At 62.1% G+C, this 12,355-nt stretch carries 11 protein-coding genes; 1 reads left to right on the plus strand and 10 read right to left on the minus strand.

Translation table 11 applies throughout. The annotated features are described in order from the left end of the window. Position 1: 1 nt before the first annotated feature. From TU80_RS18575 to TU80_RS18620, 10 genes are all read right to left on the minus strand, one after another. Positions 2-1,216 (minus strand): pyruvate dehydrogenase complex dihydrolipoamide acetyltransferase, encoded by a 1,215-nt coding sequence (locus tag TU80_RS18575; protein WP_046382012.1) that lies wholly within the window; start codon positions 1,214-1,216, stop codon positions 2-4. Next, entirely contained in the window at positions 1,216-1,701 is a 486-nt protein-coding gene (locus TU80_RS18580) for a VOC family protein (RefSeq protein ID WP_046382011.1), read from the minus strand. The genes TU80_RS18575 and TU80_RS18580 overlap by 1 nt, the downstream gene beginning before the upstream one ends. Continuing rightward, positions 1,698-3,890: an alpha-ketoacid dehydrogenase subunit alpha/beta gene (locus TU80_RS18585; protein ID WP_057005097.1), complete on the minus strand. Its 2,193-nt coding sequence runs from the start codon at positions 3,888-3,890 to the stop codon at positions 1,698-1,700. The genes TU80_RS18580 and TU80_RS18585 overlap by 4 nt, the downstream gene beginning before the upstream one ends. 62 nt (positions 3,891-3,952) lie before the next feature. Beyond that, positions 3,953-4,795 carry an SDR family NAD(P)-dependent oxidoreductase gene (locus TU80_RS18590; protein ID WP_079444744.1) on the minus strand — a complete coding sequence of 281 codons (843 nt, stop codon included), beginning with the start codon at positions 4,793-4,795 and terminating at the stop codon, positions 3,953-3,955. A 126-nt stretch (positions 4,796-4,921) separates the two neighbouring features. Continuing rightward, positions 4,922-6,169, minus strand: coding sequence for an OprD family porin (locus TU80_RS18595; RefSeq protein WP_371928143.1), 1,248 nt, complete (start codon positions 6,167-6,169; stop codon positions 4,922-4,924). A 115-nt stretch (positions 6,170-6,284) separates the two neighbouring features. Beyond that, positions 6,285-7,007, minus strand: a complete 723-nt coding sequence (locus TU80_RS18600) for an ABC transporter ATP-binding protein (protein ID WP_046382008.1) — start codon at positions 7,005-7,007, stop codon at positions 6,285-6,287. Next, positions 7,004-7,759 carry an ABC transporter ATP-binding protein gene (locus TU80_RS18605; protein ID WP_046382007.1) on the minus strand — a complete coding sequence of 252 codons (756 nt, stop codon included), beginning with the start codon at positions 7,757-7,759 and terminating at the stop codon, positions 7,004-7,006. Before TU80_RS18605 ends, TU80_RS18600 begins: the two co-directional genes overlap by 4 nt. Next, positions 7,756-9,033 carry a branched-chain amino acid ABC transporter permease gene (locus TU80_RS18610; protein WP_057005098.1) on the minus strand — a complete coding sequence of 426 codons (1,278 nt, stop codon included), beginning with the start codon at positions 9,031-9,033 and terminating at the stop codon, positions 7,756-7,758. Before TU80_RS18610 ends, TU80_RS18605 begins: the two co-directional genes overlap by 4 nt. A 3-nt stretch (positions 9,034-9,036) precedes the next feature. Continuing rightward, complete coding sequence (locus TU80_RS18615) at positions 9,037-9,978, minus strand: branched-chain amino acid ABC transporter permease (RefSeq protein WP_046382005.1); 942 nt, start codon at positions 9,976-9,978, stop codon at positions 9,037-9,039. Positions 9,979-10,037: 59 nt separating this feature from the next. After that, positions 10,038-11,279: a branched-chain amino acid ABC transporter substrate-binding protein gene (locus tag TU80_RS18620; protein WP_052735750.1), complete on the minus strand. Its 1,242-nt coding sequence runs from the start codon at positions 11,277-11,279 to the stop codon at positions 10,038-10,040. Between the two features lie 285 nt (positions 11,280-11,564). Between TU80_RS18620 and TU80_RS18625 the strand changes: the two genes are divergently transcribed. Then, positions 11,565-12,278: a FadR/GntR family transcriptional regulator gene (locus TU80_RS18625; protein ID WP_046382004.1), complete on the plus strand. Its 714-nt coding sequence runs from the start codon at positions 11,565-11,567 to the stop codon at positions 12,276-12,278. Positions 12,279-12,355 lie beyond the last annotated feature (77 nt).

Genomic DNA, 12,355 nt, shown 5'->3' on the forward strand with positions numbered 1-12,355 from the left:
CTCAAATCAGCATGCCCAGCGGGTTTTCCATCAGGCCCTTGAACACCGCCAACCATTGCGCAGCGAGTGCGCCATCCACGGCCCGATGATCCACCGACAACGTGCAACGCAGTACCGCACCGACCTTCAGCTCACCGTTTTCAACCACCGGTTTTTGCTGCGTCGCACCCACCGCCAGAATCGCGGCGTGGGGTGGATTGATGATCGCGCTGAACTGCTCGACGCCGAACATCCCCAGGTTGCTGATGGTGAAACTGCCGCCCTGGTATTCCTCGGGGCGCAGACGTCCGTCGCGGGCGCGCCCGGCCAACTCCGCCACCTGCGCGCTGATCTGCGAAAGGGCCTTGCTGTCGGCATTGCGCACCACGGGGGTGATCAGGCCGCTCTCGGTGGACACCGCCACGCAGACATCCGCCTGGTGGTAGCGGCGCAGCGCCGTCTCGGTCCAGGTCACATTCATCGCCGGTACTTGCTGGAGGGCGACAGCCGCCGCCTTGACGATGAAGTCGTTGATCGAAATCTTCCTCGCTGCGGTCCGGTTGACCTGCTCGCGCAGGGCCAGCAGAGGTTCCATCCGGCATTCCACATCAAGATAGAAATGCGGGACCGTGGCCTTGCTCTCCACCAGGCGCCGGGCAATGGTCTTGCGCATGCTGCTGTGGGGGATTTCATCAAAGTCGACGGTCGACACGGGCGTCGGTGCGGCCACCGCAGCGGCAACGGCGACCGCCTCGACGTCGCGTTTGACGATGCGCCCGTTCGGCCCGCTGCCCTTGAGGCTCGCCAGGTCAAGCCCCTTGGCCGCTGCCAGGCGGCGGGCCAGAGGGCTGGCGAAGATCCGCCCGCTGTGCGCGTCAATCGCAGGCGTCACCTCGGCCCGAGGCTGGAGCACCGGTGCGTCATCCACCACCGGCTCATTGGCCGCCGCCAGCGCACCGGCCTTGGCCAACAGCGCGGCAATGTCGACATCGGTTTCGCCTCTGGCAAACAGCACCCCGATCGGCGCGCCCACTTCCACTTCGCGCCCCGGTTCGACCAGGATCTTGCCCAGCACCGCATCTTCCTCGGCGGCCAGTTCGACCAAGGCCTTTTCGGTCTCGATCTCGGCAATGCAATCACCGGCGCTGATGGTGTCGCCTTCCTTGAGGGTCCAGTTCTGGATCGCGGCGTGGGTGGCGTTGGCCGACACTTCCGGCATATGTAAGAGCTTGGCCATCAGGCGCTCCTGTCGCTGAACAGATCGGGACGGTAGGCGGCGATATCGGCGTACTCCACCAGTTCCAGCACGTTGCCCTCCGGGTCGCGGCAGAACAGCGCCTTCACATCGGGGCGCAGTTGGATCGGGGCAGCCTCGGCGCAGAAGCTCGCACCGGCATTTTTCAGGTCGTCCACCAGGCTGGCGATGTCTTCGACGATGAACGTCAGGTAACTCGCATTCTGCCGGTCGAGAATCAGCCCCGGTTCAGGCCGGACCGGCGCCCGCTCAGGCGCCAGCAACTTGATCCGTTCACCGTAAGGCGTCTGCAGACGCACCACGCTGTAGCCGCCTTCGCTCAGGCCCACCAACTGCGCGGCGGCGGCCGGCATTTGCACCTGTGCGACAAAGGTGAAACCCAGCACGTCCTGATAGAAACGGCTGAGGGCCGGGAGATCGACGCAGCAAATCCCCACTTCCATTGGAACCAGCATCTTCACGCTCATTGGTGTGCCCCTTTTTCACGGATGACCTGTTGCAGGCCTTCGATCACTTCCTCGGTGCGGGCACAGGCGGCGCGCTCCAGGACTTTGGAAATACTCGGTGAGCCTTCGCCACCGGTCACGCGCTGGATCGGCTGGTCGAGCCAGTCGAAGCAACGGCGCTGTAGCTCGTCGGCCAGCCAACCGCCATAGGACGTCCCTCGGGCGCCCTGCTCGACGATCAGCACATTATTGGTCTTGCGAATACTCGCCTCGACCGTGGCCCAGTCGAAGCTGGCGCGGTCGAGGAAACGCAGGTCAATGACTTCGGCATCGATGCCGGTCTGCTCCACGGCTTCCAGGGAGTGTCCGACCATGCTCAGGTACGTGAGGATGGTCAGGTCACGGCCTTCTCGGCGCACGGCGGCGGTCCCGAATGGAATCTGATAGTCCAAGTCGTCCACCGGCACTTCGCCGCTGTGGCTGTACAGGTCGACGTGCTCGATCACCAGTACCGGGTCCTTGCAGGCCAACGCGGTGTTCATCAGGCCGATGTAGTCGAACGGCGTGGACGCGGCAACGATGCGCCAGCCCGGGTTGGTGACGTAGATGCCAGCCGGGTCCATGGAATGCTGCGAGCCGTAGCCGGTGCCCATGGCGATCTTGGTGCGCAGCACCAGCGGCACGTCACTCTGCCCGCCGAACATGTGCCGCGCCTTGCCGATCTGGTTGAACACCTGGTCGGCGGCGACCCACATGAAGTCGGGGTACATGAACTCCACCACCGGTTTGAAACGCCCGTCCAACGCCATGCCGCCACCCAGCCCGCAGAAGGCGTTCTCGCTGATCGGGGTACCGAGAATGCGCTGCGGAAAACGCTCTTTCAGGCCGCGCGTGGCGCCGTTGGTACCGCCCTTGAGACGGTGTACGTCCTCACCCATGACCACGATGCTGTCATCGGTTTCCATGCGCCGGTTCATCACGTCGGCGATGGCATCGATGAACTTGCGTTGCTGCAGGCCGCCGCGATAGGTCGCCAGTTCACAGGTCCGGGCCGTGGCCAGTTCGCTGAGGTCGCCACGAATCCCGACATCGCGAAAGTCCGGCGAGGGCCACAACTGGGGACGGATCCGTCGCTTGCCCGGTTTGCCCGCCGGGTCGGCTTCAAGCAATTCAGCCGCCGCCTGGGCCATGGCCAGCTTGATGGTTTCACGCAGATCGGCCAGGCCGGCGTCGTCGATCAGGTCGCGCTTTTTCATTTCGCGGGCCAGGCGTTCCAGCGGATCACGGGCGCGCCAGCTCTGCTCTTCTTCCTTGCTGCGGTAACCGAATGCGCTGCCGGGGAACGGACCGTTCTGATGGAAGAACCGGTACACATCGGCCTCGATGACGGTCGGTCCGTTGCCGGCGCGCATGTGCGCCAGGGCTTGCTGCATGGCCAGGTAAACCGCCAGCGGGTCCATGCCGTCGACCTTCCAGCTCGGAATATTGAAACCCAGCCCGCGTGCCGACAGGCGCGGCTCGGCAGTGGCTTCCTCAACCGTGGTGGACACCGCGTACAGGTTGTTCTCGATGAAGAAACACAGCGGCAGTTTCCAGGCCGCCGCCAGGTTCATGGTCTCCAGCACCGAACCGATGTTCACCGCGCCGTCACCGAAATAGGTGACCGCCACGGTGTCGGTCCCGGCATGCCGGTGTGCCCAGGCGGCACCGGCCGCCAGCGGCACACCACCGCCCACAATGGCGTTGGTCCCCAGGGCGCCGGCCTCGGCCCACTGCAGGTGCATCGAACCGCCCCGGCCTTTGCAGAACCCTTGGGCCAGGCCGAGAATTTCCGCCAGGGTACGTTGCAGCAGATCCTGGATGGGTGCAGTGACCGGCGCTTTCGGGTCGATACCCTCGGGCATCAGGTAGACCAACGCCTTGGCCAGGAACTGGTGATGACCACGGTGCGAGCCGTTGACTTCATCCGCCGCGCCCAGCGCAACGATCGAACCTACCGCGCCCCCTTCCTGACCGATGCTCGAATGCGCCGGACCATGCACCAGGCCTTCTCCGGCCAGTTCCAGCACGGTCTCCTCGAAGGCGCGGATCAGGTGCAACTGGCTGAGCATCGTGCCCAGCAACGCAGGGTCGGCCTGCTTCCAGTCGGCATCGGTGGAACTGAGCTCGACCCACGGCGAGGCCGGCGACAAGGCAACACTTTTCGGCATTTCACTTCTCCACAAAGAACTCGAATCGACGGGCCACGGCGGGCCGCCACAACGAAGGCGAACTAGAAACCGTTGGCGGTCCAGCCGCCGTCCGACACGTAGATCTGCCCGGTGATGAACGTCGCGCTGCTGGACGCCAGGAACAGCGCCAACTCGGCCATCTCGCCCGGCTCACCGAGGCGTTGCAACGGCGTGCGCTTGCGCAGGGCCTCGACGTCCAGGCGTCCGGCCCGTTGCAGTTCTTCCACCAGCGGTGTGCGGGTATAGCCAGGACCGATGGCGTTCATGCGGATGCCATGGCGGGCCCATTCCACTGCCAGGCACTTGGTCATGGAGACCACGGCGGCCTTGGTCGCGCAGTACGCCGTGCGATCGGCGGAGTGGGACACGCCCCACATCGACGAGGTGTTGATGATCACGCCCGCCTGCTGCTCGATCATGTGCCGGGCCGCCGCCTGGGCGCAGAAGAACACGCTGTTGAAGTTGATCTCGACGGCCCGACGCCATTCGGCCGGGCTGATATCGAGCGACGGTTTGTTGATCGATACGCCGGCGTTGTTAAGCAGCACGTCGATACGCCCGAAACAGGCCTTGGCGTGGGCAAAGGCCGCTTCAACCGCGTCTTCGTCAGCAACCGAAGCCTGGAAGCATTCGACTCGACTATTGGGGAAGGCTTCCTGCAACTCGCCCTTGGCGTCGGCCATGGCTTGAGCGTTGATATCGATCAGCAGCAAGTGCGCGCCGTTGCGAGCAAAACCTTTGGCGAGTGCCAAGCCGATACCGCTGCCACCACCGGTGACCACCACCACCTTGTCATGGATGCCGGCATAGGCGCTGTGCTGGAAAACAGCCGTTTCAGGCTGTGGTTGTACGGACGCAGGTGCTGAGCTATCTGAGTAGGACATGAGGTTCTCACTTATTTTTGTAGCTGGTCATACATTTAAAACAACTTGTCTGACCAGCTCAGAAAAACTAACCCGCACTGCGGGGTCTGTCAAAGGAAATTGTTACCGGAATAGTCGGCATATCGATCAGAACAGCGCCAGGCTGTAGCTGACGATAAGTCGGTTATCGTCGACTGACGGACCGAAACTGGAACGCACCATGGCGTTTCTCCAGCGCAGGCCCAGGTTCTTCAGCGCGCCGCTCTGGATCACATAGGACACGTCAAAATCGCGCTCCCATTCCTTGCCGTCGTTGCTGCCCGCCACCAGTACGTTGTCGCCACTGACGTAACGCACGAAGGTCGTCAGCCCTGGCACCCCCATGGCGGCAAAGTTGTAGTCGTATCGCAGCTGCCAGGCTTTCTCTTGGGCGGAGGCGAAATTGCGCACCTGGATATCACTGGGCAGCACGGTGGTGGTCGGGCTTAGCCAGATGGTCCCGTCTTCGCCGTACATGCGCTGCCAGGCGGCCATCAGCGTGTGCCCGCCATGTGCCGCGCTGAGGGTGCTGTAGAACGAGCGGTTGTCGATTTTGCCGGCCTTGGCCTGGCCTTGTTCCTCGGAGTCGAGCAGGCCGACGGTGGTCCCAAGCGTCCAGGCACCGACCGGTTGCTTGTGGGCGAACTGGACTAAGCGTTGGCGATAGATATCCTCCAGTTCTGCGCCCCAGAGGCCGAGCATGGTCCGCTCCTGGTTGAAGCGGTACTCGCCACCCAGGTAGTTGTAGCGGTCGGACGTGGCGAACGAGCGGCCATCAATAAACAGGTCTTCGCGGTTACTGGAGTTGCGCTGAGTGAATGAGCGCATCTGCCCGGCATTGAGGGTCAGCCCGGTGATTTCTTTCGAAGTCAGCATCGCCCCCTGAAAGGTTTGCGGCAGCAACCGCGCATCGTTGTACTGGAGGATGGGCAGGCTCGGCAGCAGCTCCCCGACTTTCAGCTCGGTCTTCGACAGTTTCAGTTTGAGCGCAGCGCCCAGGCTGGAGAAATCATCCGCCGAGCCTTTGCCGTCCGCCGGCAACAACAGGCTGCCAGCACGCCCACTGCCGCTGTCGAGTTTGACCCCGAGACGGCCGATCAGATCGACGCCGACACCCACGGTGCCTTGGGTGTAGCCGGACTGTGCGTTAAGCAGAAAGCCCTGCGCCCACTCCTCGCTCTTGGCCTGGGCGGCACCGCTGTCGCGAAAGTCACGGTTGAAGTAGAAGTTGCGCATCAGCACGTTGGCCGTTGCACCTTCGATAAAGCCCTGCTCCTGGGCCAGGACCAGGCCCGGCAAGACGCTGAGCAACAGCAGGGGTTGTACGGTGATGTAGTTAGGCAGGCTCATTTTTATTGTTTTTCCCGGTGGATTTAAAACGCAGAACCCCCTGGCAAGCACACGTGCTGCCACACAATCGGGGGGGAAATTGGCAGGCGAACCTGCCGGGTTGAACATGCTGGCGGTCGGTCTAGACCGCCAACCATTCCTTCATCAAATTCGCATCGTCGGTCAGCGCCTGCGGCGTGCCCTCGAAGACAATCCGCCCATGCCCCATCACGCAGACTCGCGACGAGACCTTAAGCGCGATGGTCAGCTTCTGTTCCACCAGCAGGATCGAAACCCCACGTCGGTGGATCTCGCGAATAGCCTCGGCGACGACGGCCACAATCTTCGGCGCCAGGCCTTCGGTGGGTTCATCGATCAGCAGCACTCTGGGGCAGCCCAGCAACGACCGGCACAGGGTGAGCATCTGCTGTTCGCCCCCCGAAAGGTTGCCCGCGCCAGTGTTACGGCGCTCGCGCAGCCGCGGGAAAAACTCGAACATCTGCTCGACGGTCCACGCAGTGGCGCCGTCGGTGGGCGCTTGCTGGCCCATGCGCAGGTTTTCCTCGACGCTGAGGTTGGCGAAGACCTCACGTTCCTCCGGGACGAACCCGATGCCGGCACGGCTGATGCGATAGGGGCGCAGCCCGGTCAACTCGCGCCCGGCCAACTGCACGCTGCCGGCACTGGGCGGCACCAGGCCCATGACCGCTTTCATGGTGGTCGAGCGCCCGGCGCCGTTGCGCCCGAGCAGGCTCACCACCTCGTTGTGACCGATGTGCAGATCGACCCCATGCAATACATGGCTCTTGCCGTAATGCACATGCAGGTCGCTGATCGACAGCAGGTTTTGCGAAGTAGGGTTCATGCACATTGCTCCTCACCCAGGTAGGCTTCCTGCACCCGACGATCTGCGCGGATCTGGTCCGGTGTACCGGTGGCGATGACTTCGCCGTAGACCAGCACACTGATGCGGTCGCACAGGGAGAACACCACGTCCATGTCATGTTCGACGATCAGCAGCGAACGCCCCTGGGTCACCTCGCGGATCAGGTTCAGGGCGTAATCGGTTTCTTCATGGGACATGCCCGCCATCGGCTCGTCGAGCAAGATCACCCGAGGGTCACAGGCCAGGGTCATGCCGATCTCCAAGGCGCGCTGTTCGGAGTAAGAGAGTTCGGCCGCGCACACCGTTTGCTTGTCCTGTAGCCGCACCTGTTCGAGCAGTTGCTCAGTCTGCTCGCGCACCTCGGGGTAACGCTGCACGGAGCGCCAGAAGTGGTATTGCATCCGGTGCTTGCGCATCACCGCGATGCGCAGGTTTTCGAACACCGAGAGCCCGGGAAAAATGTTGGTGATCTGGAACGAGCGCGACAACCCCAGGTGATTGATGTGCTGTGGCGAGTAGCCCTGGATCGCTTCCGCGCCCAGGAGGATCTGCCCGCTACTGGGCTGCAACTGCCCGGAGATCAGATGGAACAAGGTCGATTTGCCGGCCCCGTTGGGACCGATCACCGCATGACGTTCACCGGCACGCAATTCAAGCTGCGCACCCCGAATGATGTGAGCCTCGCCAAACGACTTATGCACATCGCGTAACTGCAGGATCGCATCGCTCATGGTTGTTCTCCTTCGACCCGAGGCCTGAGTGCGGCGGCGTTGACCACCGGTTCGTCATCCAGCAGGCGCAGCCATTGGTGGCGGGCCAGTTTCAGGACCAACAGCCCGGCCACCCCCAAGAGCAACGGCGTGGCCCAGGTCAGCAGCGCGCCCGGCAGCCATTCGCGGCCGAACAGGCTGATCGCCGGCCAGGCTTGGTCCGTCATCAACAGGGCCTGATAGTCCTGGCTGAATACGCGTTGCAACGTCTCGATCAAAAACACCACCGCCAGGCTCAACACCCCAGCGCCAAGCAGCGCCGAGAACGCCGCCGGGATGATCGCCAGCCAACCGCGCCGACGGATCTGCGCGCTCCAGCACAGCACCAGCCCGGCCAGGCCGCTGGGCATGAACATCATCACCAGTACGAACAACAGGCCCTGATACAGCAACCAGGATTGCGTGAGGTCAGAGGCGGCGTTGCCAAAGAACGTCATCAGGGCAGCGCCGAGCACCGGCCCGAGGAACACGTTGACGCCGCCGATGTAGGTGTTGAGTACCACTTCGGCAGAAAAACGCATGTCGAACAGCACGTAGTTGGCCGACTCCAGGTTCAGTGCTTGCAAGCCACCGGCAATACCGGCAAACATCGCCGACAAGGCAAACACCAGCACTCGCAAGCGGTGAACGTTGTAGCCCAGGAACTGCAGGCGGTGGCCGTTCTCGCGCAAGGCGAACGTCAGGCGCCCCATGGGCGTCAGCGTGAAGGCGTAGAGCAAGGCAATCGACAGCACCACCCAACCCAGCGTCAGGTAATACACTTGGGTCGCGTCACCGAAATCCAGGCCCCAGGCAGGGGCGCGCATGGACGAAATACCCGCCTCGCCGCCAAACAGCGTATTCAGGTGCGGGGCCAGGGAATGCAGCAACTCGGCCAGCGCCAGGGTGATCATGGAGAAGTAGACGCCCGCCCGTTTAGTGGCGAACCAACCGGCGCAGAGGCCGCAGATAAAGCCGCCCATGGCACCGATCAGCGGCAGCAACGGTGTCGGCAGCAGGCCTTGGCCATTGAGCGCACTCATCGCATGCAATGTAGCGAACGACCCCACGCCGAAGTACGCCGCATGACCGAACGAAAGCATGCCGCCCTGCCCGCACAACAAGTTGAAGGCACAGGCAAACAAGGCCGCGATAAGCATCTGGATGGCCGCGTTGACCATCGCCGCCGGCAGGATGGCGGGCAGCACCAGCAGGGCCAGCAACAGCACCGCCAGGAGGATTTTCGTCAGTTTCATGGTTTACCCCTTCTCGCCCATCAACCCGGACGGCCGGATCAGCAAAATCAGCAGCATCAGCGCAAACGGAATGGTTGCCGCCACACTGGATACCTTGAGGGTCATCAACCCGCCCATCTGCTGCGCCCAGTCACCTGCCCCCAGCAAACCCAGGAGTGAAGCCAGGCTGAGGTCCACACCCACCGCGAACGAAGAAATCAGCCCGATCAGCAGCGACGCGATCATGGCCCCGGCCATCGAACCCAGGCCGCCAACCACCACCACGACAAACACGATGACCCCCAGCTCCAGGGCCATGTTCGGGTTGGTGGTGTAGAACGCCCCAGCCAGAGCCCCGGCCAGGCCGGCCAGTGCCGCGCCGATGCCGAACACGGCCATGAACACCAGCGGGACGTTGTGCCCCAGGGCCTCGGCCATTTGTGGACGATGAATCGCCGCCCGCACCACGATGCCGACCCGAGTGCGGGTCAACAGCAGGTAGATCAGGCCGAACACCAGCAGCGAGACCACGCCCATCAACAAGCGATAGAACGGATAGTCGGTGCTGAACACCTGGAAGGCGGCAAAGTTGAGGAACTCTGGAACTCGGTATTCGACGGAAAAGTTGCCGTAAAACAACTTGATCAGTTCAGCAATGATGAACGTCAGGCCGAAGGTGAGCAGCAGTTCATGAGCATGGCCATGTTTGTGTACGCGGCGCAGGAAGAAGCGCTCGACGATCACGCCGAGCAGGCCCACGAGCACGGTCGAGAGCACTACCGCAGTCGTGAAGCCGACAACCTTCTGCAGGGTGTAGGCCAGGTAGGCGCCCACCATATAGAAGGAGGCATGGGCGAAATTGAGCACGCCCATCATGCCGAAAATCAGCGTCAGGCCGGCGGAAACCATAAACAGCAGCAGGCCGTAGATCACGCCGTTAAGCAGTGAAACTGTGAGAAATTCCATAGGCGACTCCAGCGTTCGCGATGGGCAGGAAGGCGTGCCGCTCGGCACGCCAGGCGGCGTCACTCGGGTCGTTGCATCCGGCAGGCATCCTGGACAGGCGCTGCGGCTTCATCGGCACTGAACGACTTGATCGGCACAAAGCCCATGTCGGTGCCGTCAACCTTGTAGCGCGCCTCCTTCGACACCACCGACACCACGAACGGCATCAGCAGTTGGTGATCCTCGGCACGCATCCGCACGTCACCCAATGGGTTGCGGTCGCTGGCCTGTTCCAGGGCCAGGGCGAAACTGCGGGTATTGAGACGGCCATCTTCGGCCGGCAGCTTCTTCAGCACATTGCCGACCATCTGCAAGGCAAATACCGTCTGTGGCTCGATGTAGGCTGGCAGGTGCCCGGTCTTGGCCTGATACTCGCTGGCAAATTTTTCGCCCTGCTCGCCCGCCGCCTCAATGTTGAACGGGTGGGAAACGTAGTGCCCCAGCGCGACATCGCCGGCGTTGGCGAGGTTGCCCGGCTGATCGAGAAAGGCCGTGCCGAAGCGCAGCTTCAGGCCGGCGGCGCGGCTGGCTTTCATCAGCAGCAACAGGTCGTTGCCCCAGTTGCCGGTCAGCACGGTTTCTGCGCCGGAGGCCTGGATGCGAGCGATATAGGGCGAAAAATCCTGCACCTTCTGCGTGTCGTGCAGGCTTTTACCCACCAACTGATAACCGCCAGCCGCGGCGTTTTCAGTGATGGATTTTTCCATGTCCTGGCCCCAGCTGTAGTTCTGGTTCATGGAATAGACTTTGCTGCCCAGGGTGCCCGCCTCTTTCATTGCCGCGACCAGGGTCTTGACCCGGATCGGTGCGTTACCGTTGAAGCGGAAGTGATAGAAGTGGCATTTGCTGCCGGTCAGTTCAAGCGCTTCACCGCCGACGTTGAGGAACACCACCTCCTTGCCCTTATTGCGCAGGTTGTACTTGCGCACGTCTTCGGTGATCTGCCCGGCAGCCACTGACGAAGCCCCTTGGACAATCATTTGCGCGCCGCTGCCAATGGCGGCCTTGAGTTTCTCGGAGGCGCCCGCGGGGGTCCCCTGGCTGTCGAACTCAAGGAGCTGGATCGGTTCGCCGTTCCAACCGCCCTCGGCATTCAGCCGTTCGATCTGAAAACGCGTGGCGGCGCGGAACATTTGCCCGGTGGCGGCCGACGGCCCCGACAGGGTCTCGACCAACGCCACTTTCAAAGGATCAGCGCAGGCGATACCGGCGAACAGGGTCGTGCCGAGGGTGAGCAGACGCAGCGTGGTCTTGGTGTGCATGGAAACCTCGAATTTTTATTGTTATTTGCAATCTGGTAGTACATCAGCAAGTACATGTCTGACCAGTTGGCGAAAATTACGTCAAGCCTGCCGCGAAGTCAAAGCACTCCTACCACGTTTTATGCATTTATTTTTTATAAATGCACCTGCGGGCCTTTAAAACAGACAACTCCACCCTGGATTATTTTTTCAAACACTTGTAAGACCACAGCTCAATCCGTCACTATCAACAGCTCATCACATCAATGCCCGTACCCGTGCTGCCCCCTGGCAGAGGACCGAACCATGAAAAGCGACAACGCGCACCCCAACCAGCCCCTGCCCATGGAAATCGTTCACTGGCTCAGTGGCGAGATCCAATCCGGGCGGCTGGCCACTGGCGATCAACTGCCCAGCGAACGGCAACTGTGCGAACAGTTTTCGGTCAGCCGGGCGGTGGTGCGCGAAGCCTTGTCGCAGCTCAAGTTCGAAGAGCTGATCACCACTCAGCAAGGCAAGGGTGCCTTCGTCGCCAAGCGTGGCGAGCGCCATGCGTTTCGCTTGAAAGCAGTCTCGCTGGGTGAAGGGGACGCATTGCTGCATATCCTCGAATTCCTGATCACCATTGAAGTGGGCGCCACACGCCTGGCAGCCTTGCGCCACACCCCCGAAGACCTGAAGAAGATTCGCCAGGCACTGGTTGGTATGGAATACGCCATGGTCAATGATCAACTGGGGGACGAAGAAGACTATGCCTTCCACCAAGCGATTGTCGCGGCCACGCACAACCCGCATTTCAAATCGCTCAACGAGTACCTCGACCACAGCGTCCGGCGCCTGATTCGCGAAGCTCGCAGCAACACCGCCGAAATCTACAACGAGCTGATCCAGGACGTGCAGGACGAGCACCAGGCCATCTTCCAGGCCATCCAGGCCCGTGATCCGGTGTTGGCCGGCGAAGCCGCCGAGCGCCATCTGCGCAATGCCGCCAAGCGGATGAACATGTACCTGCAGGCCTGATTCCCGGCAGCACCCTTGACACCGAAAAGCGAAGCCTTCTACCATCCTGTCAGACAACAATAAAATATGTCAGACAG

The organism is Pseudomonas veronii, from assembly GCF_001439695.1.
GTDB lineage: Bacteria > Pseudomonadota > Gammaproteobacteria > Pseudomonadales > Pseudomonadaceae > Aquipseudomonas > Aquipseudomonas veronii.